Here is a 23,165-nt window from a genome sequence, read left to right on the forward strand (position 1 = left end):
CTCCTTAACTGACAATCATATCGTCGCGGTGCACTGCCACCGGACCGTATTCGTAACCGAGGATCTCGCTGATTTCCTGCGAGTGGTGCCCGGCGATCATGCGCATCGCATCGCTGTTATAGCGGCTGACACCGTGCGCCAGATCGCGCCCCGCCAGGTTGCGGATGCGGATCACTTCGCCGCGCGAGAAGTCGCCCTTCACTTCGCGGATGCCTTTCGGCAGCAGCGAGCTGCCGCGCGCCATCATCGCTTCCACCGCACCGTCATCGACGGTGATCTCACCGGCCGGCGGCGCGCCAAAGATCCAGCGCTTGCGGTTTTCCAGCGGGGTTTCCAGCGCGTGGAAACGGGTGCCCACCGGTTTGCCCTCGATCACGTCCGCCACCACGCCCGGCTTGCTGCCCGCGGCGATCACCACGTCGATGCCGGCGCGGCAGGCCACGTCGGCCGCCTGCAGTTTGGTGCCCATGCCGCCGGTGCCCAGACCGGAGACGCTGTCGCCGGCGATGGCGCGCAGCGCGTCGTCGATGCCGTGCACTTCACGGATCAGTTCGGCCTGCGGGTTGTTGCGCGGATCGGCGGTGTAGAGGCCCTGCTGATCGGTCAGCAGCAGCAGTTTATCGGCCCCGGCCAGAATGGCCGCCAGCGCCGACAGGTTATCGTTGTCGCCCACTTTGATTTCGGCGGTGGCGACGGCGTCGTTCTCATTGATTACCGGCACGATGCGGTTGTCCAGCAGCGCCGTCATGGTGTCGCGCGCGTTGAGGAAGCGCTCGCGGTCTTCCAGATCGGCGCGCGTCAGCAGCATCTGCCCGACGTGGATGCCGTAAATGGAGAACAGCTGTTCCCACAGCTGGATCAGCCGGCTCTGCCCTACCGCCGCCAGCAGCTGCTTGGAGGCGATGGTGGCGGGCAGCTCGGGATAGCCCAGGTGTTCGCGCCCGGCGGCGATGGCGCCGGAGGTGACGATGACGATGCGGTGGCCCGCGGCGTGTTGCTGCGCGCACTGGCGCACCAATTCGACGATGTGGGCGCGGTTCAGACGCAGCGATCCGCCGGTCAACACGCTGGTGCCCAATTTCACAACCAATGTCTGGCTGCCGTTCATAGTATTTCTGCCGTGTGTAATGATGAGAAGAAGAGTGCAAAGGTCTTTGTAACAGGAGAGACGCGTTATGCCAACAGGCACAACGCGAAATCAGCACAATACGTGGTCAAACGGGGTCAGGCGGAGAGTTTGATCAGTTTTTCTTTGAAATCATCGGCGGGTTCCAGCCCCAGTTCCATGGTCGCCAGCAGTTCGCCCAGGCGGCGATGGAAGTCGCGCAGGGTATCTTCCAGTTTGGCGTTCACTTCATCATCCTTAATGTTTTGCGTCGTCCAGTTGCCTTCCTTGTCGAACAGGCCGAATTGGTACGAATAGGTGAAGCGCGCCTCTTCCGCCTGCAGCTCCATCCACCAGCCCCAGAACTCACGCTTCTCCGGAGCGGGCTTTACATTGACGCAGACGGCCAAACAATCAAAGAAAAACCGGTCGTTCTCACATTGCCCTTCACGCAGGTACGGCCCCAAGCTGGCAAAACGTTTCATTAGTCGGCTTTTAGGGTGACCACTCGGTAACGTCATTCTCTAACCTCCTCAATGTAGACCACTCTTTTTAACAAATTGTTAAAATTTAGCAACTAATTAACGCATTTTATCCTTCAGCCAACCGGACATCTGCAGCAACGCCCGGTGGAAGCTGTCGTAAACCGGGGTGCGCGGGATGGCGATCAGCTTGCCGCTCACCGAGGAGGTGACGATCAGCTGCGACTCCTCTTTCGGGCTGAGCGTATCGCGCTCCCAGTAGCCGGAGATCATCGGCGTCGGGCAGCGGCGCCCCAGCAGCCCCTGCATTTTCAGCGAGTAGCTGTTCAGCTCCACCTTCAGCACGTTGTCCGAGGCGTTAGCCATGCCCATGCGGCTGGCCAGCACGTCCATATACATGTCCGGCACGTTCAGCTGGGTGCTGCTGTCGCACAGCAGGCGATGCACCACCGGCCCCAGGCAGGCTACGCCGCGCAGCCGCTGCGGCTCCAGGTAGGCCAATCGCACCGCCACGTTGGCGCCGAAGCGGAAGCCGAAGGCGCTCACCCGCTGATGATCCACCCACGGTACCGAGGCCAGCTGGATCAGCACCTGCTGGTGCAGGTAGCTGGAGTCCTGCGTCAGCTTCCATTTGCAGGAAGAACCGATCGACGGCATGTCGAGCGTCAGCATGGCGATGCCGTGCGGCGCCAGGTAGTCGCGGAACAGGCGGTGGTAGTCGGTCTGCAGCGTATCGAGGCTGCCGCACATCAGCACCGTCGGGAACGGCGCTTCGCCCTTCTCCGGCATGTGCAGGAACCCGGTGACGCTGCCGCCGCCTTCGATGCGAAACTCCAGCTCTTTCAGCTGATACGGCAGCAGCAGCGCCGCCTCTTCGTACGCACGGTTAGCCAGCATCTCCGCCTGTTCGGCCAGTTCGTCGCCCTTCAGGTGCGGGTAGCCGGCGATGCTGTACAGGCTCGCGGCCTTCAGCCAGTATTCGCCGCCGAGCAGCGGATCCTGCTGCTCCGTCGCCCGCTGTTGCCACTGCATGCCCTGATGGATCCATTCGTAGATCCAGTTGCCGTTGCGGTAGCCCACCACGGTATCCAGCCGCTGCGGGTTGCTGCGCTCGGCGTCGGAGGCGGCAATGCGCGCCAGCACTTCGTGGATTTCGATCGGGCTGACGCCGCGCCAGGCCCACAGTAGCGGGTTCAGCATGCGGTACCAGCTGCCGGTGGTGTCGCCTTCCAACGCGGAATGCATGGCGGCGCTCACTTTGTTGCGCGCGCGCAGCACCAGCGTCGAGGTTTCAGGGTGTTTGAATTTGGGCTTGAAAAGAATTTCAGAAAGGTTGGCCTGTGCCATGGTAACAACAGCCTCCGTAAATCTGGCGATAGGCCGCAACAGGCCTACTTAACTGGGGGTAGTGTACCTAACTCTGGCGGGATAAACCAAGATAACGCAAACGCCCGGCATAACCGGGCGTCAGGCGGCTGACAAAGGAGGAAACAGCGTGGTTTTTCCTCCTTTGTGGTCAACGGCCGAAAATCAATAAATTGATTTTCCTTATTTTTTATATCTTGCCTTCGGTAAGCCTGACAACGCCATCACGTTTATCCTTAAACAAACGCCCGGCATAACCGGGCGTTGACTTGGAACTGGCTGGGCTTAGCGACCGCCGATAGGGGGAACGAAGCTGACGCCCATGTCCCACGGCTGTTCGATCCAGGTATCCTGCGGGATGTCGATCACGTAGTCGTCCACCAGTGGACGGCCCGCCGGCTTGGCGAAGATGGTGACGAAATGCGCTTTCGGGTACATGTCGCGGATCGCTTTTGCGGTGCCGCCGGTATCCACCAGATCGTCTACTACGATGAAGCCTTCACCGTCGCCTTCGGCGCGCTTGAGCACTTTCATTTCGCGCTGGTTGTCATGGTCGTAGCTGGAAATGCAGACGGTATCCACATAGCGAATGCCCAGTTCGCGCGCCAGCAGACCCGCCGGCACCAGGCCGCCGCGGCTGACGGCGATGATGCCGGTCCATTTGTCGGCAGGCAGCAGGCGGTGCGCCAGCTTGCGTGCATGTATTTGCAGCATATCCCAGGTAACAACGTATTTTTCGCTCATAGAATCGTGTCCCAGCCGGCTGGTGAAGCGGCTTACTTTATAGTTCAGGGGAAAAAAGGTTGCGCGAGATTATAGAGACTGGCCGCGTTGAATTCCAGCTGTACCGAGGAAAACCTCGCGATTTCCGCCGCGCGGCTTTTCGGTGATTGATGCTGAAAAAGCGAACGTTCCCGCCGCAAAGCCGTGTGATCAAGCGCTTAAACCGCACAATACGGGGCGCGCGCCGCCGGAAATAAAGTGATATTCTCTAACGATCGTGCCACGACGCACAGATACCCGCTCACCTCAACCGCGCGGCACGCCCGTCCTGTCGGAGCCTGCCGTCACAGGAGACTTATAGTGTCTGAATTGTCTCAGCTTTCGCCACAGCCGCTGTGGGATATTTTCGCCAAGATCTGTTCTATCCCGCACCCTTCTTATCATGAAGAAGCGCTGGCGCAGCACATCCTCACCTGGGCCAAAGAGAAGAACCTGCACGCCGAGCGCGATCAGGTCGGCAATATCCTGCTGCGCAAACCGGCCACCAAAGGCATGGAAAACCGCAAGCCGGTGGCGCTGCAGGCGCACCTGGACATGGTGCCGCAAAAGAATAACGACACCGTGCACGACTTCGCCAAGGATCCGATCCAGCCTTATATCGCCGGCGAGTGGGTGAAAGCGCGCGGCACCACGCTGGGCGCCGACAACGGCATCGGCATGGCCTCCGCCCTGGCGGTGCTGGCCGATGACAGCGTTGAGCACGGCCCGCTGGAAGTGCTGCTGACCATGACCGAAGAAGCCGGCATGGACGGCGCCTTCGGGCTGCAGCCAAACTGGCTGCAGGCAGACATTCTGATCAATACCGATTCCGAAGAAGAAGGCGAAATCTACATGGGTTGCGCCGGCGGTATCGACTTCATCACCACCCTGCCGCTGCAGCGCGAAGCGGTGCCGGCCGGTTATCAAACCCTGAAGCTGACCCTCAAGGGCCTGAAAGGCGGCCACTCCGGCGCCGAGATCCACGTCGGGCTGGGCAACGCCAACAAACTGCTGGCGCGCTTCCTGTTCGCCCATGCGGCGGCGCTGAACCTGCGCGTGCTGGATCTGAACGGGGGCACCCTGCGCAACGCCATTCCGCGTGAAGCCTCCGCGGTGGTTGCGGTGCCGGCGGAAAAAGCCGACGCGCTGAAAGCGCTGAGCCAGGAGTTCCTGGCGGTGCTGCAGAACGAACTCTCCGCCAAAGAGAAGAACATCACCGTGCTGCTGGAGCCGGCCACCAGCGCTTCGCAGGCGCTGAGCGCCGACAGCCAGCAACGCTTCCTGGCGCTGCTGAACGGCACGCCGAACGGCGTGATCCGCATGAGCGACGCGGTCAAAGGCGTAGTGGAAACCTCGCTGAACGTCGGCGTGGTCACCACCAGCGAAAACGAAGCGGAAATCATCTGCCTGATCCGCTCTCTGATCGACAGCGGCAAAGATTACGTGGTCGAGATGCTGACCGCGCTGGGCCAGCTGGCCGGCGCCAAGGTGGCGCCGAAGGGCGGCTACCCGGGCTGGCAGCCGGACGCCGACTCGCCGGTGATGCACCTGGTGCGCGAGCTGTATCAGGAGCTGTTCAACAAGACGCCGAACATCATGGTGATCCACGCCGGCCTGGAATGCGGTCTGTTCAAAAAGCCGTATCCAAACATGGACATGGTATCGATCGGGCCAACCATCACCGGCCCGCACTCGCCGGATGAGCAGGTGCATATCGAAAGCGTCGGTCTGTACTGGAAGCTGCTGACCTCGCTGCTGAAAGCGATCCCTGAGCGCGCGTAATCTGCGCGCTTAACGCAAAAAGCCGGCTAATCGCCGGCTTTTTTATTCCCAAGGCAGCGCCAGCTGCCGCTCCAGCTGCGGATCGAGCAGCGTCACATGTAGCCCCACCAGCCGCACGCCGCGCCCTTCACGCCGTTCGCGCCACGCCTGCCGCGCCACCGCCAGCAAATCCTGCTGATTCAGCACCGGGAACACGTGCTCCTGGGTGGTTTGCTGAAAATCCTGAAACTTCAGCTTCACGCCCTGTCGGGCGATATGCAGATCCGGCTTCACCTTACGCAGCCGCATCTCCAGCTCGGGGTAGAGTTTGTCGATAATCAGCGTTTCGCAATCTTCCCAGTCGTGAATGTCCTCCGCCAGCGTGCGCTCCACGCCCACCGATTTACGCAGCCGCTCCGCCGAGATTTCGCGCCGATCGATGCCCTGACACCGCTCCCACAGCACCCGGCCGAACTTGCCGAAGCGCTTGAGCAGCTGCGCCAAATCGTATTGCTGCACGTCGGCGCAGGTGATAAGCCCCACTTCCTCCAGCCGTTTGGCGGTCACCTTGCCGACGCCGGGGATTTTGCTGAGCGGCAGCTGCTGCAAAAACGCCGGCACCTGCGCCGGGGTGATCACGTATTGCCCATTCGGCTTGTTCATCTCGGAAGCGATTTTGGCGAGAAACTTGATCGGCGCGACGCCGGCCGACGCGGTGAGGTTCAGTTCGTCGGCGATCGCCTGACGGATCTCCTGAGCGATCAGCGTCGCCGAGCCGTTGCATTGCGGGCTGTCGGTCACGTCGAGATAGGCTTCATCGAGCGACAGCGGCTCGATCAACGGGGTATAGCGGGCGAAGATTTCACGGATATGCAGCGAAGCCTCTTTGTAGGCCGCCATGCGCCCCGGCAGCAGGGTGAGATGCGGACACAGCTTGAGCGCCATCGCCGTAGACATGGCGCTATGCACGCCGTAGCGCCGCGCCGGGTAGTTGGCGGTGCTGATCACCCCGCGCCGATCGGCGCTGCCGCCAATCGCCAGCGGGATATCGCGCAGGCTGGGATCGTCGCGCATTTCCACCGCCGCGAAGAAGCAGTCCATATCGACATGAATGATTTTACGCATCGCACCCTCCAGTAACACTGTATAAGTATACAGTCAGATACCGAAAGCTCAAGGCCGCAGGCTTCGATGAAAGCGCCGTTTCCGCCAGATATTTCCGCGTTGTTAAAAAAGCTTAATTTTTCAATAGTATGATTTCCGCCATCCCGTGCGGCTCACCACAACGATAACGACAAGGTACTCTACATGATCAGATTTTCTCACTGGCTGCTGGCTTCCGCGCTGTCGCTGAGCGCGTTGGCGGCCAGCGCCGCCACCGGTCACGCGCCGGCGATCGTCGCCCATCGCGGCGGCACCGCCGATGCGCCGGAAAACACCCGCATCGCCATCGAAACCGCGCTGAAAAACGGTGCCGACGCCATTTGGATCACCCTGCAAGAATCCAAAGACGGCGTCATCGTGCTGTATCGCCCCTCGGATCTGAAGGCGCTGACCAACCGGCAGGGCCCGGTCTCTGCCTATACCGCCGCGCAATTGGCCGAGACCGATGCCGGCTGGGCGTTCGCCAAAGGCGATGCGCATCCGTTCCGCGGCCAGGGCATCGGCATTCCGCGGCTGGACGAGGTGCTAAAGGCGTTTCCGCACGTCACCTTCTATCTGGACATCAAATCCCCGGACGCCGATCCGGCGCAGTTTGGCCAGGCGCTGCTGGCGACGCTGGAAAGCACCGACAGCCTGAACCGCACCCGCGTTTACTCTACCGATGCCAAATACCTGCAGGCGCTGCCGCCGGCCGTCCCGCGCTTTGAAAGCCGCGACGAGACCCGCACGCTGCTGGCCAACGTCACCATGGCGCACCAGTGCGATGTCAAACCGGACAACCGACAGCCGCGCTGGTATGGGCTGGAGCTGAAGCGCGAGGTGGAAGTGGTAGAGAAGTACACCCTCGGCGAAGGGCGCTCGAAGGCGTTTCTGACCTGGGATAAAGAGTCGATGGATTGTTTCCGCTCGCAGGGCCCGGCGCACATCATTCTGTTCGGCGTCAACACGCCGCAGGAGTATCAGCAGGCGCTGGCGCTGGGCGCCGACGGCGTGATGGTCAACTCGCCGGCCGAGGCGAAAAGCTTCCGCAAGGCGAAATAAAAAACCCGGCCAAGGCCGGGTTTTCGCTTCGCTACAGAATGCGGTGCTTGTCCAACTGCTCGCGCCGCTGCGCCGCTTTGGCTTCGCGCTTTTTGCGCGCATCGCACGGCTCCGGGCAGTCGCAGACTTTCTCCATCCCCAGCGCGGTGATGCCGCCGCAGCTGCCCTGCAGGCTTTTGCGTTTGAACACGTAACCCAGCGACATCCCGCCGACGATCAGCAGGAACAACACGAAGGTAGCGGCGAATACCGTCAACATAGCAACCTCACGAACGCTTTTTCAGATAGGGTTTGAACGCGTCCGAATAACGCTCCTCAAACCCGTCGGCGGTTTTCACGATCATGAACACCGGGATACCGAGCAGGTTGGCCAGCGCCATGCCGCGCTCTGGCCCCATCACGTTCAGGCCGGTGGACAGGCCGTCGGCGGTCATGCAGGTCGGGCTCAGCACGGTGATCGACACCAGCCGATGATGGATCGGCCGCCCGGTGACCGGATCGATGGTGTGCGAATAGCGCACCCCGTCCTGTTCGAAGTAGTTGCGATAGTCACCCGAGGTGGCGATCGACATCTCCCCCGGCTGGATCACCAGCTGCGCCTGCTGCTGCGCGCCGGCGGTCGGGCGCTCGATGGCAATGCGCCACGGCTTTTGCTCGCCGTTGCGCCCGCGGGTACGAACTTCACCGCCGATATCCACCATGTAGTCTTTCACGTGTTGCGATTGCAGATACTCCGCCACCACGTCCACGCCGTATCCTTTGGCAATCGAAGACAGGTCGACATACAGCTCGGGGATGTTTTTCACCAGCGCGCTGCCCTGCACCGACAGCTTGTCGGCGCCGGTCCAGGCGCGGCGGTGCTCCAGTTCCGCCTCGCTCGGCACTTTGTCCGGTCGCCCTTCCGGGCCGAAACCCCATAGGTTGACCAGCGGCCCGACGGTCACGTCCAGCGCGCCATCGGTGACGCGGTTGATGCGAAGCGCTTCGCGCACCACCTCAGCGGTGGCCGGCGAAACCGGGAACGGCCGGTCAATGTCGCGGCTGGCGTTGAAGCGGCTCAGCTCGGAGTCCGGCCGGTAGGTGGACATCTGGTCGTTCACCTGCTCCAGCCGTTTGTCGATCTCCGCCTGCATCTCGCGCGCCGACGGCGTATCGTCACCGGTCACGTAACGGATCGAATACGAGGTGCCCATGGTTTTACCCGTCAGGTCCACCTGTTCCGGCCCACAGCCGGTCAGCAGCAGGGTGGCGCTCAGCGCCACGCCCGTCAGCCAGTTCTTCATCGCCAATGCGCGCATTTAGCCACCAAAGTCATCCAGCATGATGTTTTCGTCTTCGACGCCCAGATCTTTGAGCATCTTGATCACCGCGGCGTTCATCATCGGCGGCCCGCACATGTAAAACTCGCAGTCCTCCGGCGCCGGGTGGTTCCTCAGGTAGTTCTCCAGCAGAACATTATGGATAAAGCCGGTGTAACCGGTCCAGTTATCTTCCGGCTGCGGATCCGACAGCGCCACGTGCCAGGTGAAGTTTTCGTTCTCCGCCTGCAGCTGGTTGAAGTCGTCTTCATAGAACATCTCGCGCAGCGAACGCGCGCCGTACCAGAAGGTGATCTTGCGCTTCGAGTTCAGGCGCTTGAGCTGGTCGAAGATGTGCGAACGCATCGGCGCCATGCCCGCGCCGCCGCCGATGAAGATCATTTCGGCGTCGGTGTCCTTGGCGAAGAACTCGCCGAACGGCCCGGAGATGGTCACCTTGTCGCCCGGCTTCAGCGACCAGATATAGGAAGACATGATGCCCGGCGGCACGTCCGGATTGTTCGGCGGCGGCGTGGCGATACGCACGTTGAGCATGATGATGCCCTTTTCTTCCGGATAGTTGGCCATCGAGTAGGCGCGCACCGTGGTGTCATTCACCGTCGAGCGGTAGCGGAACAGGTTGAACTTGTCCCAGTCGCCGCGATACTCCTGCGGCACGTCGAAGTCGGCGTAGCTGATGTCGTGCGCCGGCGCTTCGATCTGGATGAAACCGCCCGCGCGGAACGGCACGTCTTCGCCATCGGGGATCTTCAGCTTCAGCTCTTTGATAAAGGTGGCTTTGTTATCGTTGGAGATAACTTCGCATTCCCATTTCTTCACGCCGAAGATCTCTTCCGGCAGCTCGATCTTCAGGTTCTGCTTCACGTTCACCTGGCACGCCAGGCGGCAACCCTCTTTCGCTTCGCGCTTGTTGATGTGCGAGAGCTCGGTCGGCAGGATATCGCCGCCGCCCTCTTTGATCACCACCCGGCACTGGCCGCAGGAGCCGCCGCCGCCGCAGGCCGAGGAGACGAAGATCCCTTGGCTGGAGAGCACGTTGAGCAGCTTGTCGCCCGCCGGCGCATGGAAGCTTTTATCCAGATCGCCGTTGATTTCCACCGCGATGTCGCCGGTGTTCACCAGCTTCGATTTGGCGAACAGGATCAGCAACACCAGCACCATCACGATGGCGGTGAACATCGCTACGCCTAAAATAATTTCCATAAATTCTTCCCGCCTTTACAACTGAACACCGGAGAAGGACATGAAGCCCAGCGCCATCAGTCCGGTGGTGATAAAGGTAATGCCCAGGCCGCGCAGCCCTGCCGGCACGTTGGCATACTTGAGTTTTTCGCGGATCCCCGCCATGGCGACGATCGCCAGCATCCAGCCGGTGCCGGAACCGATGCCGTACACCACCGATTCGGCGAAGTTGTAGTCGCGCTGCACCATGAAGGACACGCCGCCGAAGATGGCGCAGTTCACGGTGATGAGCGGCAGGAAGATGCCGAGCGCGTTATACAGCGACGGGAAGAAACGATCGAGGATCATCTCCAGAATCTGCACCAGCGCCGCGATCACGCCGATGAAGGTGATGAAGTTGAGGAAGCTCAGATCGACGCCTTCCACCAGCGCGCCGTCGCGCAGGATCAGGTTGTAGACCAGGTTGTTCACCGGCACCGAAATGCCGAGCACGATGGTCACCGCGATGCCCAGGCCAAAGGCGGTCGAGACCTTCTTCGACACCGCCAGGAAGGTACACATCCCGAGGAAGAACGCCAGCGCCATGTTCTCGACGAACACCGCGCGCACAAACAGGCTGATATAGTGTTCCATCGGCCTTTACTCCTTTTCGATCTGCGCCGGCTTCAGGGTGCGCAGCACCCAGATCAGCAGGCCGATGATGAAGAACGCGCTCGGCGCCAGCAGGAACAGGCCGTTCGGCTGATACCAGCCGCCGTTCTGCACCGTTTCCAGCACCGGTACGCCAAACAGCTTGCCGGAGCCGATCAGCTCGCGCAGGAAACCGACCAGCACCAGGATCACCCCGTAGCCCAGCCCGTTGCCGATGCCGTCCATAAAGCTCTCGATCGGCGGCGACTTCATGGCGTAGGCCTCGGCGCGCCCCATCACGATGCAGTTGGTGATGATAAGGCCAACGAACACCGACAGCTGCTTGGAGATCTCGAACGCATAGGCGCGCAACAGCTGATCGACCACGATCACCAGCGAGGCGATGATCGCCATCTGCACGATGATGCGCACGCTGTTGGGAATATGGTGACGGATCAGCGAGATGAAGAAGCTGGAGAACGCGGTTACCAGCGTCACCGCAATGGTCATCACCACCGCCGTCTCCAGCTTGGTGGTCACCGCCAGCGCCGAACAGACGCCCAGCACCTGCAGGGCGATCGGGTTATTGTCGAACAGCGGCCCCAGCAGGACCCGCTTTATCTCTTTGGAATCAGCCATTTTTCAGCGCTCCTTCACGAACTTTTTTCAGGAACGGGCCGAAGCCGTGCTCGCCCAACCAGAAATCAAACGTATGCTGCACGCCGTTGGAGGTCAGCGTGGCGCCGGACAGGCCGTCCACCCCGTGCACATCCCCCTGACGCGCGCCGCCTTTCACCACGCGGATCGCCGGCTGGCCGTTATCGTCGAACAGCTGCTTGCCGACCCACTGCTGACGCCAGGACGGGTTCTCGACCTCACCGCCCAGCCCCGGGGTTTCCCCCTGGTCGTAGTAGGTGATGCCCTTGACCGTGTTGCCGTCGTTATCCAGCGCCACGAAGGCGTACATCATCGACCACAGACCGGTGCCGTACACCGGCAGCACAATCTTGTTCACCTGGCCGCTTTCATCGCGCACCAGGTAGATTTCCGCCTGGTTGCTGCGGCGCTTGATGCCGGCCGGATCGTCGCCCGCCGCCAGCGCCACGCTTTTGGCGTCGTCGCGCAGCGCAGCGCCCAGATCGAACGCCGCCGCTTTGCCGGCGACAAACTCGCCGCTGTTCAGATCCACCAGGCGCGGTTCGATGCGCTCGCTGTACAGGCGCTTGACCTGCTCGCTCTCCATTTTCGGCTGCAACAGGCCGGCTACGTCGAGAATATTGCGCTGCTTATCGAGCAGCTTTTGCTCCTGCTGTTTGGACTTCAGGCCGACGGCGGAGCCCGCCACCACCACTGAACACACCAGACACAGCAGCAGCACTACCAGCAGCGTTTTACCGATGCCGTCATTTTTCGCTTCATTCGCCACGGGCTTGTCTCCGCTTGATGTTGGCCTGCACCACCAGGTAATCGAACAGCGGCGCGAACAGGTTGGCGAACAGGATCGCCAGCATCATGCCTTCCGGATAGGCGGGGTTGACCACCCTAATCAGCACGCACATCACGCCAATCAGAATGCCGTACCACCATTTCCCCTTATTGGTGAAGGAGGCGGAAACCGGGTCGGTCGCCATAAAGATCATGCCGAAGGCGAAGCCGCCCAGCACCAGATGCCAGTACCACGGCATGGCGAACATCGGGTTGGTGTCCGAACCGATGGCGTTGAACAGCATGGCGGAAGCCACCATGCCGAGCATTACGCCGGCGACGATGCGCCAGGAGGCCACTCGGCCGAACAGGATAATCGCCCCGCCGATCAGGATCATCAGCGTGGACACCTCACCGATCGAGCCGGGAATATTGCCGAGGAAAGCGTCCATCCAGCTGATGGACTGGCCGGTGGCTACGTTGCTCAGGCTGTGCGCCCCGCCCGCGCTCCACTGCGCCAGCGGCGTCGCGCCGGAGAAACCGTCCGCGGAAGTCCACACCAGATCGCCGGAGATCTGCGCCGGATAGGCGAAGAACAGGAAGGCGCGGCCGGCCAACGCCGGGTTGAGGAAGTTGCGCCCGGTGCCGCCGAAGATCTCTTTGGCCACCACCACGCCGAAGGTGATGCCCAGCGCGGCCTGCCACAGCGGCAGGGTCGGCGGCACGATCAGCGCGAACAGGATAGAGGTGACGAAGAAACCTTCGTTGACCTCATGCTTGCGGATAATGGCGAACAGCACTTCCCAGAAACCGCCGACGACGAACACCACGGCGTAGATCGGCAGGAAGTAACAGGCGCCCAGCACCATTTTGCTGACCCAGCCGGCGTCGGCCGCCAGCGAGGCGCCGAGCCACTGCGCCAGGCGATAATGCCAGTCGCCCGCCAGCACCTGTTGCAGCGCGTCGCCGCTGTACAGATGGTGCAGCGCCGGGATCGCCTGCTGGCCGACGTTGTACATGCCCCAGAACATCGCCGGGAACACCGCCAGCCACACCAGGATCATCATGCGTTTCAAATCGATGGCGTCGCGCACGTGCGAAGCGCCGCGCGTCACCGTGCCGGGGGTGTAAAACACCGTGGTGGTCGCTTCATACAGCGGATACCACTTTTCCAGTTTGCCGCCCGGCGTGAAGTGATGCTCTATCTTCTCGAAATAATTCTTCAGGCCCATCGGTTATCCTTCCTGCTCAATCTTGGTCAGCACCTCGCGCAGCACCGGCGCGTACTCATACTTGCCGGGGCAAACGAAGGTGCACAGCGCCAGATCTTCCTCGTCCAGCTCCAGACAACCCAGCGCCTGCGCGCTGTCGCTGTCGCCCGCCAGCAGATCGCGCAGCAGCAGCGTCGGCAAAATATCCAGCGGCATCACCCGCTCGTAGTTGCCGATCGGCACCATGGCGCGCTCGCCGCCGTTGGTGGTGGTCGAGAAGGCGAACAGTTTGTTCTTCAGGAAGTGGCCCAGCGTGGTGCGGGTAATGGAAAACTTGTTCGGCGAGGGCACGATCCAGCCGAACAGCTCTTTGTCGCGCCCTTCTTCCAGCACCGACACCTGCGAGTGGAAACGGCCGAGCCAGGCGTTCGGCCCGGCGGCGTGCATGCCGTTCAGCACCGAACCGGAGATCACCCGGTTCTCGCCGCCTTTCAGGCGGCCGGCGGTCAGCTCATCGAGGCTGGCCCCCAGGCGGGTGCGCAGCAGCGCCGGCTGCGCCACCTGCGGCCCGGCCAGCGCCACCACACGGCGGGTATCGAGCTTGCCGGTGGTGAACAGCGTGCCGATGGCGATCACGTCCTGGTAACCGATGTGCCAAACGGTTTTCTTCAGGCTGACCGGTTCGAGGAAGTGAATGTGGGTGCCCGCCAGCCCGGCGGGATGTGGGCCGGCGAATTCGCTGTAGGCGATCTGCGGGCCGCTCTGCTGACCAACCGAAGCGCCGGCGGCATGGCACACGTGCACCTTGCCTGCCGTCAGGCGCGCCAGCACCACCAACCCGGCGTTGAACGCCGCCTGCTGCTCGGCGATGATCACCTGCGGATCGGCGGCCAACGGCTGGGTGTCCATAGCGGTGACGAAAATGGCGCGCGGTTCGCTGCCGGGAGCCGGCGTCTTGCTGAACGGACGGGTGCGCAGCGCGGTCCACAGGCCGCTGGCGATCAGTTCGCTTTCGACCTGTTCTCGCGGCAGCTGGCTCAGTTCACCCAGCGGGTAGTGCGCGAACTCGAGCTGATCGTCGCCGCCGTTTTCCAGCGCAATCACCACCGATTGCAATACGCGCCGCTCGCCGCGGTTAATCGCGGCGATGCGGCCGCTGGCGGGAGCCGTGAAGAAAACCCCGGGGTTTTTCTTGTCTTCGAACAACGCCTGGCCTTTCTTAACGGTATCGCCTTCCTGCACCAGCATGGAGGGGCGCATTCCGACATACTCTTCCCCAAGCAGGGCGACATGCTGAATGTTCGGGCCATCTTGGATCGCCTGAACCGGAGCCCCGGCTATCGGCAGATCTAACCCTTTTCTGATCTTAATCATAGGATTTATACGATGTAGTTTGGTTTACACGTCTGACCGGCCCCAGAGGCGGGTGCGGACGATGCCAGGATTGCCGGGCAGTGCGCATGGCGGCACGCCCAACATGAACTTTCTCGCAGTGAATATATGGGGTAACGCGCATTCCCTTGATTCCCCCCTTTCCGTTGTTTGCGTGATAATCGATGTGTTAACGGCCTGTAGCCAAATAACCACCAAAACGGCCGGGTTATATGCCATAACCCCTGCCGCTTCAATCGCTACCGCGCGTTAAATTGAAGAGGGAATATTAACATTGTTCGCAACATTGTTCTGCGTTCCGTCGTGACTTGGGTCAAGCAAACGCAATTAAATTTCGCCTGTTTTTCACTACTTATCGTTAAAATCTGCCGGTCATTTCACTTTTATCGAGCTTTGTCGTTTTTTTATACATATCACGTATTGCTAAAAATAAACGCGCTGGTAATCTGGCGGTGTTTTGCAGCAGTAAAAACAATAATCAGTGGCATGCTGGCCAGGTTGATTGCGCCGGCAGATAAATATAAGCAGGAATTATAATGAGCAAAATCGCGCTGTTGTTTGCGATGCTTGTTTCTATGCCGATGATCACGGCCTGCAGCGCCAGCGAGCAGGTACCCGAAGCGCCGGTAGTTAAACAGCAATTATTGGGTTCGCCGGTCTATATTCAGATCTTCAAAGAGGAACGCAAGCTGGAATTGTATGCCAGAATGGGCAATGAATTCCGCCTGGTCAACACGTTCCCGATCTGTAATTTCTCCGGCGGGCTGGGTCCTAAACGTCGTGAAGGCGACTTTAAAAGTCCTGAAGGCTTTTATAGCGTTGACGCGCGCCATCTGAAACCCGACAGCAAGTATTATCGGGCGATCAATATCGGTTTCCCTAACGATTACGATAAGTCGCAGGGCTATTCCGGCGCTTATCTGATGATCCACGGCGAATGTAAATCGATCGGCTGTTACGCGATGACCAACACCTATATGGATGAGATCTATCGCTACGTCGAAGCCGCCTTCGCCTATGGCCAAAGCCGCGTCGACATCAGCATCTACCCGTTCCGCATGACCGATCAGAACCTGAAACGCCATGCGTCATCCAGCTATATCGCCTTCTGGCGCCAGCTGAAGCCGGGCTACGATTACTTCGCGAAGAACCGCCAACCGCCGACAATGGGCGTGGTCAATGGCCAGTACGTCTTGGGTCAACCGCTGTTGAGCAGCGGCGGCATGATGACGCAGTACGCGTCAGCCAGCCCGACGCCCAACACCAACCCCTTCGCTCAGAACAAGCCGCTCACCGAAGTGAAATAACGCGAACTCGCCTGGCTCAATCTTGTGCCAGGTTTCGTTGGCGGTCAGCGGTTGGGTGGCGATCACCGTGACCACATCGTTCGGTGTGGTCTGCTGCTGAAAATCAATCTCCACGTCCTGATCAAGCAGCGTCGCCTTGCCGAACGGCGCGCGGCGCGTGATCCAATACAGGTTGGTGGAGCAATACGCCATCACGAAGCGCCCGTCCGACAACAGCATATTGAATACCCCTTTCTTGCGCAGCTGGCTTGCCAACAGGCCAATGTAGCGGAATACCGCCGGCCACTGGCTCGGGGTGCGCGGATATTTCAGCGCCAGCTGGTGCAGCAGCCAGCAGAACGCATATTCGCTGTCGGTCTGGCCGACCGGGCGGAACGTGCCGGTATCCAGCTGGCGATAGCCTTTCAATTGGCCGTTGTGCGCGTAGGTCCAGTTGCGGCCCCACAGTTCACGGGTGAACGGATGGGTGTTTTCCAACGCCACTTCGCCGCGGTTGGCCTGGCGAATATGGGACACCACCGCGCAAGACTTGATCGGGTAGTCCTGCACCAGGCGGGCGATCGGCGAGTTGAAGCTCGGCTGCGGATCCTTGAATGTGCGGCAGCCGTTCCCTTCATAGAAGGTAATGCCCCAGCCATCCTTATGCGGCCCGGTGCGGCCGCCGCGCTGTACCAGGCCGGTAAAGCTGAAGCAGATATCGGTCGGTACGTTTGCGCTCATCCCGAGCAGTTCACACATCGCCAGCACTCCTTAACCACACTGACACAGGCTGTGCGGGCACGGCATACATGCGGCGCCCGCAGTCTTATTCATGGGGAGCTGCAGCCCCCCGAAGGCTATTACGCCTTAACCATCTCTTTTTCGATCAGCTGAATCAAGATGTGAATCGCTTTAATGTGGATCTCCTGGATGCGATCGGCGTAGCCGAAGTGCGGCACGCGAATTTCCACATCGGCGGAACCCGCCATCTTGCCGCCGTCCTTGCCGGTCAGGGTGATCACTTTCATCCCCTTGGCGCGCGCCGCGTCGATGGCCTTGATGATGTTGCCGGAGTTGCCGGAGGTGGAAATGCCCAGCAGCACGTCGCCTTCGCGGCCCACCGCTTCCACATAGCGCGAGAACACATACTCATAGCCGAAGTCGTTGCTGACGCAGGACAGGTGGCTCACGTCCGAGATGGCAATCGCCGGGTAGCCCGGGCGGTTTTCGCGGTAGCGGCCGGTCAGCTCTTCGGCGAAGTGCATCGCGTCGCAATGGGAACCGCCGTTGCCGCAGGAAATCACTTTACCGCCGGCTTTGAAGGAATCCGCCAGCAGCACCGCCGCGCGTTGGATGGCGTCGATGTTGGCGTCGTCATTGATAAATTTCGCCAGGGTATCAGCCGCTTCGTTCAGTTCACTGCGAATAAGGTCGTGGTACATGAGGAACCTCTTGTTATCGTCAAATCTTCCGCTCCGCAGTGTACCGGATCGCGGAAACAGCGAGAAGCATTCTCAGCCAAACAGCACGCCGGTTAAGGAAGCGGAGAGGTTTTTGATGATTGGTGCTGTCAGTTTGTGACCTGAGTTGTAATTAAACTGTAAACGCATTGATAAAAATTCTGCCTTGTACTAAAACCTATTACATACACACAACAGGTCAGACCTCTTACTACTTCGGAGCTTCTTATGATGGTTCTTAGTATTGTCGTTTTACTGGCGCTCCTCGGCGTGGTGTTCTACCACCGAGTGAACCTTACCCTCAGCAGCCTGATCCTGGTGGCGTACACTGCCGCCATGGGCGCGATCGGCCTGTGGAGCTTCTGGCTGTTGCTGCCGCTGGCGATCGTGCTGCTGCCGCTGAACCTTTCCTCTGTGCGTCGCTCTCTGCTCTCCGCGCCGGCGCTGCGCGCCTTCCGCAAGGTGATGCCGCCGATGTCCACCACCGAGAAGGAAGCGATCGACGCGGGCACTACCTGGTGGGAAGGCGATCTGTTCCGCGGTGCGCCGGACTGGAACAAACTGCACAGCTACCCGAAACCACGCCTGACGGAAGAAGAGCAGGCGTTTATCGACGGCCCGGTGGAAGAAGCCTGCCGCATGGCCAACGACTTCCAGATCACCCATGAACTGGCCGATCTGCCGCCTGAACTCTGGGCATACCTGAAAGAACACCGTTTCTTCGCGATGATCATCAAGAAAGAGTACGGCGGCCTGGAATTCTCCCCTTACGCTCAGGCGATGGTGCTGCAAAAACTGGCCGGCGTTTCCGGCATCCTGGCGATCACCGTCGGCGTGCCAAACTCCCTCGGCCCGGGCGAACTGCTGCAGCATTACGGTACCGAAGAACAGAAAAACCACTATCTGCCGGGCCTGGCGCGCGGCGACGAGATCCCTTGCTTCGCGCTGACCAGCCCGGAAGCGGGTTCCGATGCCGGCGCGATCCCGGACGTGGGCACCGTGTGCATGGGCGAATGGCAAGGCAAGCAGGTGCTGGGCATGCGCCTGACCTGGAACAAGCGCTACATCACGCTGGCGCCGGTCGCCACCGTGCTGGGCCTGGCGTTCAAACTGCATGACCCTAACCGCCTGCTGAGCGACAACGAATCCCCGGGCATCACCTGTGCGCTGATCCCGACCAGCACGCCGGGCGTGGAAATCGGCAACCGCCACTTCCCGCTGAACGTGCCGTTCCAGAACGGCCCGACCCGCGGCACCGACGTGTTCGTGCCGATCGATTACATCATCGGCGGGCCGAAAATGGCCGGCCAGGGCTGGCGCATGCTGGTTGAATGCCTGTCGGTCGGTCGCGGCATCACCCTGCCGTCCAACTCCACCGGCAGCCTGAAATCCATCGCCCTGGCGACCGGCGCCTACGCGCACATTCGCCGTCAGTTCAAGATCTCCATCGGCAAGATGGAAGGGATCGAAGAGCCGTTGGCGCGCATCGCCGGCAACACCTATGTGATGGACGCCGCCGCTTCGCTGATCACCTATGCACTGGTGCAGGGCGAGAAACCGGCCGTGCTGTCGGCCATCGTCAAATACCACTGTACGCACCGCGGCCAGCAGTCGATCGTTGACGCCATGGACATCGCCGGCGGTAAAGGCATCATGCTGGGCGAATCCAACTTCCTGGCTCGCGCTTATCAGGGCGCACCGATCGCCATCACGGTGGAAGGCGCGAACATCCTGACCCGCACCATGATGATCTTCGGCCAAGGCGCGATCCGCTGCCATCCTTATGTGCTGGATGAAATGGCGGCGGCGCAGAACAACGATCTGAACGCCTTCGATAAATCGCTGTTCGGCCACCTGGGCCACGTCGGCAGCAACAAGGTACGCAGCTTCTGGCTGGGCCTGACCAACGGCCGCACCAGCGCCACGCCGACCAAGGACGCGACCCGTCGTTACTATCAGCAGTTGAACCGCCTGAGCGCCAACCTGGCGTTGCTGTCGGACGTTTCCATGGGCGTGCTGGGCGGCAGCCTGAAGCGCCGCGAGCGCATCTCCGCTCGCCTAGGGGATATCCTCAGCCAGATGTACCTGGCTTCCGCCGTGCTGAAACGCTTTGACGACGAAGGCCGTCAGAAAGAAGATCTGCCGCTGGTGCATTGGGGCGTGCAAGACAGCCTGCATAAAGCCGAACAGGCGCTGGATGATCTGCTGCGCAACTTCCCGAACCGCTTTATCGCCGGCGCGCTGCGCTTCGTGGTCTTCCCGTTCGGCCGCGTGCATAACGCACCGTCCGATCGCCTGGATCATCAGCTGGCCAAGATCCTGCAGGTGCCTTCCGCCACCCGCAGCCGTCTGGGGCGCGGCCAGTACCTGACGCCGAGCGAGCATAACCCAATCGGCCTGCTGGAAGCGGCGCTGGCCGACGTGATGGCCGCCGAGCCGATTCACGAACGCCTGTGCAAGGCGGTCGGCAAAAACCTGCCGTTCACCCGTCTGGATCGTTTGGCGGAGCGCGCGCTGGAAGAAGGCAAGATCAGCGCCGACGAGGCGAAGATCCTGGTGAAAGCCGAAGAGAGCCGCCTGCGCTCCATCAACGTAGACGACTTCGCGCCGGACGCGCTGGCGGCCGCCAAGCCGGAAAAGCCGGCGGCGCAATCTAAGCGCCAGCAGCAGACCGAAGCGGCTTAAGGTTCACTTCACGTATCCAAGGGGCGATCATCATCGCCCCTTTTTCTTTTGCTTTCATGACAAACTGCGCACCGCGCCGCAGGTTGGCGCAACGGCGGATTTTACGGGAGGGAAGTTCGGGTAGGCTGCGCCGCGGGTGCTCTGGATCTTTCTGTCCGGCGCCTTGGCAAAGGAGAGAAAGAGAAAGGCCCCGAGTCGATATTATCAACCCGAGGCCACTCTGATGCCAAGCAACATCAGGTTAGCCTCTTACCCGCCGCAAGGCAAGGATAGGGAGGTCAAAAATGCAGCAAAAACGGGTCGTGCTTAAACTGGTGATCGTCTGTATGACGCTGATCGCGTTCATCTGGCTAACCCGCGGTTCGCTGTGCGAACTGCGCATCAGGTTGGGAGACTCGGAGGTTGCGGCCACTTTGGCTTACGAATCCGAACGGTAAGGCAACCCAACGGCGGGGTTCGCCCCGCCCGTTGGCTGATGATGTCAGGCTGGATCCACGAGCACCCGCCTTTTCAGCCTTGCTGACGAATGCGCGCCAACAGCGCGTCGATATGCTCGATCTGCGGTGCATTGACGATCAGCGTGCGCCCCAAACCCAGCGCATGACGCTGGCAGTCGAGGCGCATGTCAGCGTCGGCGATGCTGTCCAGATCGGCGACGTGCGCCAGGCCGATGGTGCGCCGAATCAGTTCGGTGCCGCAGTATCCTATCGCGTCGCTCCAGACCTGCTGCAGGAACTGCTCGGCGTAACCCGGCGTCGCCAGCGCCGCATCGCGGCTTTGCTGATGGCACAGCGCCAGGAAACGATCGGCAAAGATCAGCCACAGCTCGCGCACATCCTGCAGCCGCTGCTCGCGCCCGGCGGCGGCGTCGCGCGGCCCGAACAGCCCCGGCTGGCCGCAATAGTTGAGCAGCAGATTGCCTAACGCAGTGCCGACATCGAAACCGATCGGGCCGTAGAAACCGAATTCAGCGTCGATCGCTTTCAATCGCCCTTCCGCCACGAAAATTGAACCGCTGTGGATATCCCCGTGCAACAGCGCCTCCGCCTTGCTGAGGAAGCGATGTTTCAGGCCGGCGACCGCCAACTTCAGCGGCGCATCCTCGCGCAGCGCCTGTACCTGCGGCAACAGCGCCGCCTCGAACTGATTGCGCTCATGGTCGATATAGGGATCGGTAAAGAACAGATCTTCGGTGATCTGGCACAGTTCGGGGTTGGTGAAACGGCTGACTTCCGCCTTTTTCTGCTGCGCCGGCTGATAAAAATCGGAGGTGTGGAACAGCGTCTGCGCCAGGTATTCCGCCAGCTGACCGGCCGCCAGCGGATGATAGTTCCCCTGCACCAGTTCGCTGCGCCAGATGCGATGATCGGAGAGATCTTCTTGCACCATCACCGCCAACTCAGGATCGTGATGCAAGACTTTTACCGTATGCCGCGGGCAGAAACCGCCGTGGATCAACAGCGTTTCCGCTTCGATGCGCGCCCGATCCAACGTCAGCGGCCAGGATTCGCCCACGCAGCGCACGTAGGGCAGCGCCTGTTTGACGATCACCCGGCTCACGCCTTCGCGATCGCGGATCTTGAACACCAGGTTCAGGTTGCCGTCGCCGATCTCGTCGGCGCTGACCAGCGCCTGCGGATCGGCCACCTGCCCGTATTGGCGGGCGTATTCAACGGCATCGGCAGCCGTAAACGTACGATAAAGCGACATTCCCCAACCCCTCTGTTCTCTCTCGCTGCCCCCAGCGATTCTGTTTATTTAGACGTAAAAGCATTTGGACGTCTATACATCTGGAAGTCATGTTGGCAGAATAGCGTTTCAGATGCAATAACCTCGCAACAAGGAATTAACCGCCGATGCAAGCGCTTAACACCACCAGTTTGACCCTGCAGGACAACCGCCTTTGGATCCTCGATCAGCAAGCCCTGCCGCAGGAAAAGCGGTGGCGCGCTTGCGACAGCGTGGAGGAGTTGGTCGGGCACATTCACAGCCTGCGGGTGCGCGGCGCACCGCTGATCGGGCTGTCCGCCAGCCTGTTGTTGGCGCTGCTGGCGGAGCGCGGTCTGCCGCGCGCCGAGCTGGAGCAGGCGCTGCACACGCTGCGCGCCGCCCGCCCGACGGCGGTTAACCTGATGAACAATCTGGATCGCATGAAGCTGGCGCTGGCGGAGTCTGACTGGGCGCCGGCGATGGTGAACGAAGCGCTGCGGTTGGTGGAGGAAGATCGCCTGCTGTGCGATCGCATCGCCGATCGCGGCGCTGGTCTGGTCAAGCCCGGCAGCCGCCTGCTGACCCACTGCAATACCGGCGGGTTGGCCACCGCCGGCGTCGGCACCGCCATCGGCGTGCTGCTGCGCGCCCACCAGCAGGGCAAGGTGCAACAGGTATGGGTCGATGAAACCCGGCCGCTGCTGCAGGGCGGCCGTCTGACCGCCTGGGAACTGGGCGAGCTGGGCATTCCCTATCGCCTGATCTGCGATTCGATGGCCGCCAGCCTGATGGCGCAGGGCCAGGTCGATGCGGTGTGGGTCGGCGCGGATCGCATCGCCGCCAACGGCGACGTCGCCAACAAGATTGGCACTTACAGCCTGGCGGTGCTGGCGCACTACCATGACATTCCATTCTACGTGGCTGCCCCGCATACCACCCACGATCCGCACTGCCCAGACGGCGCCGCCATCCCGATCGAGCAACGCGCGGCGGCCGAAGTCACCGGCGTTTCAGGCAGCTTCGGCGCCTGCCAGTGGGCGCCGGCCGATGCGCCGGTCTACAATCCGGCGTTCGACGTCACGCCGGCAAAACTCATCAGCGGGTGGGTGTTCGACAGCGGCGTGATCACGCCGCAACAGGTTGAAGCGGGGATCTTCCGGCGGACGCTGGGTTAACGCCCGCCGG

The 23,165-nt window shown here is 61.1% G+C and carries 22 protein-coding genes; 6 read left to right on the forward strand and 16 right to left on the reverse strand.

The genetic code is table 11. From position 1 onward, the window contains the following. Nucleotides 1-4 precede the first annotated feature (4 nt). The 4 genes from proB to gpt form a co-directional block, all read right to left on the reverse strand. Nucleotides 5-1,108 (reverse strand): glutamate 5-kinase, encoded by a 1,104-nt coding sequence (gene proB / locus ACMGF7_RS03460; RefSeq protein WP_015376738.1) that lies wholly within the window; start codon nt 1,106-1,108, stop codon nt 5-7. A 116-nt stretch (nt 1,109-1,224) separates the two neighbouring features. Beyond that, nucleotides 1,225-1,626 carry a sigma factor-binding protein Crl gene (gene crl, locus ACMGF7_RS03465; RefSeq protein ID WP_033651027.1) on the reverse strand — a complete coding sequence of 134 codons (402 nt, stop codon included), beginning with the start codon at nt 1,624-1,626 and terminating at the stop codon, nt 1,225-1,227. A 60-nt stretch (nt 1,627-1,686) separates the two neighbouring features. After that, entirely contained in the window at nt 1,687-2,934 is a 1,248-nt protein-coding gene (frsA, locus tag ACMGF7_RS03470) for an esterase FrsA (RefSeq protein WP_049241373.1), read from the reverse strand. Between the two features lie 303 nt (nt 2,935-3,237). Beyond that, a complete protein-coding gene (gene gpt / locus ACMGF7_RS03475; protein WP_004930253.1) occupies nt 3,238-3,696 on the reverse strand; it encodes a xanthine phosphoribosyltransferase in 459 nt (152 codons plus the stop codon). Between the two features lie 339 nt (nt 3,697-4,035). Between gpt and pepD the strand changes: the two genes are divergently transcribed. Further along, a complete protein-coding gene (pepD, locus tag ACMGF7_RS03480) occupies nt 4,036-5,496 on the forward strand; it encodes a beta-Ala-His dipeptidase (RefSeq protein ID WP_049241371.1) in 1,461 nt (486 codons plus the stop codon). Nucleotides 5,497-5,538: 42 nt separating this feature from the next. On the opposite strand, the gene dinB is transcribed toward pepD, so the two are convergent. Next, entirely contained in the window at nt 5,539-6,600 is a 1,062-nt protein-coding gene (gene dinB, locus ACMGF7_RS03485; protein WP_021505001.1) for a DNA polymerase IV, read from the reverse strand. 183 nt (nt 6,601-6,783) lie between these two features. Here dinB and ACMGF7_RS03490 point away from each other — a divergent pair, with 183 nt between their 5' ends. After that, nucleotides 6,784-7,680, forward strand: a complete 897-nt coding sequence (locus ACMGF7_RS03490) for a glycerophosphodiester phosphodiesterase family protein (protein WP_164095996.1) — start codon at nt 6,784-6,786, stop codon at nt 7,678-7,680. A gap of 31 nt (nt 7,681-7,711) precedes the next feature. On the opposite strand, the gene nqrM is transcribed toward ACMGF7_RS03490, so the two are convergent. The 8 genes from nqrM to ACMGF7_RS03530 are packed head-to-tail and all read right to left on the reverse strand — an operon-like array spanning nt 7,712 to nt 14,821. Further along, on the reverse strand, nt 7,712-7,939 hold the full coding sequence (gene nqrM / locus ACMGF7_RS03495) for a (Na+)-NQR maturation NqrM (protein WP_004930244.1): 228 nt from the start codon (nt 7,937-7,939) through the stop codon (nt 7,712-7,714). Nucleotides 7,940-7,946: 7 nt separating this feature from the next. Beyond that, nucleotides 7,947-8,978 carry an FAD:protein FMN transferase gene (locus ACMGF7_RS03500; protein ID WP_197842942.1) on the reverse strand — a complete coding sequence of 344 codons (1,032 nt, stop codon included), beginning with the start codon at nt 8,976-8,978 and terminating at the stop codon, nt 7,947-7,949. Further along, entirely contained in the window at nt 8,979-10,202 is a 1,224-nt protein-coding gene (gene nqrF, locus ACMGF7_RS03505; protein WP_197842943.1) for an NADH:ubiquinone reductase (Na(+)-transporting) subunit F, read from the reverse strand. It lies immediately after the preceding gene. Nucleotides 10,203-10,217: 15 nt separating this feature from the next. After that, nucleotides 10,218-10,814 carry an NADH:ubiquinone reductase (Na(+)-transporting) subunit E gene (gene nqrE / locus ACMGF7_RS03510; RefSeq protein WP_015376732.1) on the reverse strand — a complete coding sequence of 199 codons (597 nt, stop codon included), beginning with the start codon at nt 10,812-10,814 and terminating at the stop codon, nt 10,218-10,220. Between the two features lie 6 nt (nt 10,815-10,820). Continuing rightward, nucleotides 10,821-11,450, reverse strand: a complete 630-nt coding sequence (locus tag ACMGF7_RS03515) for an NADH:ubiquinone reductase (Na(+)-transporting) subunit D (RefSeq protein ID WP_004930232.1) — start codon at nt 11,448-11,450, stop codon at nt 10,821-10,823. Then, a complete protein-coding gene (locus ACMGF7_RS03520; RefSeq protein WP_015376731.1) occupies nt 11,443-12,237 on the reverse strand; it encodes a Na(+)-translocating NADH-quinone reductase subunit C in 795 nt (264 codons plus the stop codon). Before ACMGF7_RS03520 ends, ACMGF7_RS03515 begins: the two co-directional genes overlap by 8 nt. Beyond that, on the reverse strand, nt 12,227-13,468 hold the full coding sequence (locus ACMGF7_RS03525; protein WP_164095997.1) for an NADH:ubiquinone reductase (Na(+)-transporting) subunit B: 1,242 nt from the start codon (nt 13,466-13,468) through the stop codon (nt 12,227-12,229). Before ACMGF7_RS03525 ends, ACMGF7_RS03520 begins: the two co-directional genes overlap by 11 nt. Nucleotides 13,469-13,471: 3 nt before the next feature. After that, the gene (locus ACMGF7_RS03530; RefSeq protein ID WP_049241361.1) at nt 13,472-14,821 is read right to left on the reverse strand and encodes a Na(+)-translocating NADH-quinone reductase subunit A; all 1,350 of its coding nucleotides are present in this window, start codon (nt 14,819-14,821) and stop codon (nt 13,472-13,474) included. 554 nt (nt 14,822-15,375) lie between these two features. On the opposite strand from ACMGF7_RS03530, the gene dpaA reads away from it, so the two are divergent. Continuing rightward, nucleotides 15,376-16,146, forward strand: a complete 771-nt coding sequence (gene dpaA / locus ACMGF7_RS03535) for a peptidoglycan meso-diaminopimelic acid protein amidase (protein ID WP_197763862.1) — start codon at nt 15,376-15,378, stop codon at nt 16,144-16,146. Here dpaA and ACMGF7_RS03540 read toward each other — a convergent pair. Further along, complete coding sequence (locus ACMGF7_RS03540) at nt 16,081-16,884, reverse strand: class II glutamine amidotransferase (RefSeq protein WP_004930222.1); 804 nt, start codon at nt 16,882-16,884, stop codon at nt 16,081-16,083. The two genes, dpaA and ACMGF7_RS03540, sit on opposite strands and share 66 nt — an antisense overlap. 101 nt (nt 16,885-16,985) lie before the next feature. Then, a complete protein-coding gene (gene lpcA / locus ACMGF7_RS03545; RefSeq protein WP_004930220.1) occupies nt 16,986-17,567 on the reverse strand; it encodes a D-sedoheptulose 7-phosphate isomerase in 582 nt (193 codons plus the stop codon). Nucleotides 17,568-17,813: 246 nt separating this feature from the next. Between lpcA and fadE the strand changes: the two genes are divergently transcribed. Continuing rightward, entirely contained in the window at nt 17,814-20,270 is a 2,457-nt protein-coding gene (gene fadE / locus ACMGF7_RS03550) for an acyl-CoA dehydrogenase FadE (RefSeq protein WP_049241357.1), read from the forward strand. 284 nt (nt 20,271-20,554) lie between these two features. Next, on the forward strand, nt 20,555-20,707 hold the full coding sequence (locus ACMGF7_RS03555; protein ID WP_004930217.1) for a Hok/Gef family protein: 153 nt from the start codon (nt 20,555-20,557) through the stop codon (nt 20,705-20,707). A gap of 73 nt (nt 20,708-20,780) precedes the next feature. Here ACMGF7_RS03555 and mtnK read toward each other — a convergent pair whose 3' ends face one another. Further along, a complete protein-coding gene (gene mtnK / locus ACMGF7_RS03560) occupies nt 20,781-21,980 on the reverse strand; it encodes an S-methyl-5-thioribose kinase (protein ID WP_075685768.1) in 1,200 nt (399 codons plus the stop codon). 146 nt (nt 21,981-22,126) lie between these two features. Between mtnK and mtnA the strand changes: the two genes are divergently transcribed. Continuing rightward, the gene (mtnA, locus tag ACMGF7_RS03565) at nt 22,127-23,155 is read left to right on the forward strand and encodes an S-methyl-5-thioribose-1-phosphate isomerase (protein ID WP_197800769.1); all 1,029 of its coding nucleotides are present in this window, start codon (nt 22,127-22,129) and stop codon (nt 23,153-23,155) included. The last annotated feature ends 10 nt before the right edge of the window (nt 23,156-23,165 follow it).

It is taken from the genome of Serratia sp. BNK-17 (assembly GCF_048684935.1).
Taxonomy (GTDB): domain Bacteria; phylum Pseudomonadota; class Gammaproteobacteria; order Enterobacterales; family Enterobacteriaceae; genus Serratia; species Serratia nematodiphila.

Excerpts from the sequence above, each read along its gene's own strand:
- ACMGF7_RS03490 (WP_164095996.1), top strand. The coding sequence starts at position 6,784 with ATGATCAGATTTTCTCACTGGCTGCTGGCTTCCGCGCTGTCGCTGAGC.
- ACMGF7_RS03525 (WP_164095997.1), bottom strand. The coding sequence starts at position 13,468 with ATGGGCCTGAAGAATTATTTCGAGAAGATAGAGCATCACTTCACGCCG.
- ACMGF7_RS03515 (WP_004930232.1), bottom strand. The coding sequence starts at position 11,450 with ATGGCTGATTCCAAAGAGATAAAGCGGGTCCTGCTGGGGCCGCTGTTC.
- dinB (WP_021505001.1), bottom strand. The coding sequence starts at position 6,600 with ATGCGTAAAATCATTCATGTCGATATGGACTGCTTCTTCGCGGCGGTG.
- crl (WP_033651027.1), bottom strand. The coding sequence starts at position 1,626 with ATGACGTTACCGAGTGGTCACCCTAAAAGCCGACTAATGAAACGTTTT.
- fadE (WP_049241357.1), top strand. The coding sequence starts at position 17,814 with ATGATGGTTCTTAGTATTGTCGTTTTACTGGCGCTCCTCGGCGTGGTG.
- nqrM (WP_004930244.1), bottom strand. The coding sequence starts at position 7,939 with ATGTTGACGGTATTCGCCGCTACCTTCGTGTTGTTCCTGCTGATCGTC.
- ACMGF7_RS03540 (WP_004930222.1), bottom strand. The coding sequence starts at position 16,884 with ATGTGTGAACTGCTCGGGATGAGCGCAAACGTACCGACCGATATCTGC.
- proB (WP_015376738.1), bottom strand. The coding sequence starts at position 1,108 with ATGAACGGCAGCCAGACATTGGTTGTGAAATTGGGCACCAGCGTGTTG.
- ACMGF7_RS03555 (WP_004930217.1), top strand. The coding sequence starts at position 20,555 with ATGCAGCAAAAACGGGTCGTGCTTAAACTGGTGATCGTCTGTATGACG.
- frsA (WP_049241373.1), bottom strand. The coding sequence starts at position 2,934 with ATGGCACAGGCCAACCTTTCTGAAATTCTTTTCAAGCCCAAATTCAAA.
- gpt (WP_004930253.1), bottom strand. The coding sequence starts at position 3,696 with ATGAGCGAAAAATACGTTGTTACCTGGGATATGCTGCAAATACATGCA.
- mtnA (WP_197800769.1), top strand. The coding sequence starts at position 22,127 with ATGCAAGCGCTTAACACCACCAGTTTGACCCTGCAGGACAACCGCCTT.
- nqrE (WP_015376732.1), bottom strand. The coding sequence starts at position 10,814 with ATGGAACACTATATCAGCCTGTTTGTGCGCGCGGTGTTCGTCGAGAAC.
- lpcA (WP_004930220.1), bottom strand. The coding sequence starts at position 17,567 with ATGTACCACGACCTTATTCGCAGTGAACTGAACGAAGCGGCTGATACC.
- mtnK (WP_075685768.1), bottom strand. The coding sequence starts at position 21,980 with ATGTCGCTTTATCGTACGTTTACGGCTGCCGATGCCGTTGAATACGCC.
- nqrF (WP_197842943.1), bottom strand. The coding sequence starts at position 10,202 with ATGGAAATTATTTTAGGCGTAGCGATGTTCACCGCCATCGTGATGGTG.
- ACMGF7_RS03500 (WP_197842942.1), bottom strand. The coding sequence starts at position 8,978 with ATGCGCGCATTGGCGATGAAGAACTGGCTGACGGGCGTGGCGCTGAGC.
- ACMGF7_RS03530 (WP_049241361.1), bottom strand. The coding sequence starts at position 14,821 with ATGATTAAGATCAGAAAAGGGTTAGATCTGCCGATAGCCGGGGCTCCG.
- dpaA (WP_197763862.1), top strand. The coding sequence starts at position 15,376 with ATGAGCAAAATCGCGCTGTTGTTTGCGATGCTTGTTTCTATGCCGATG.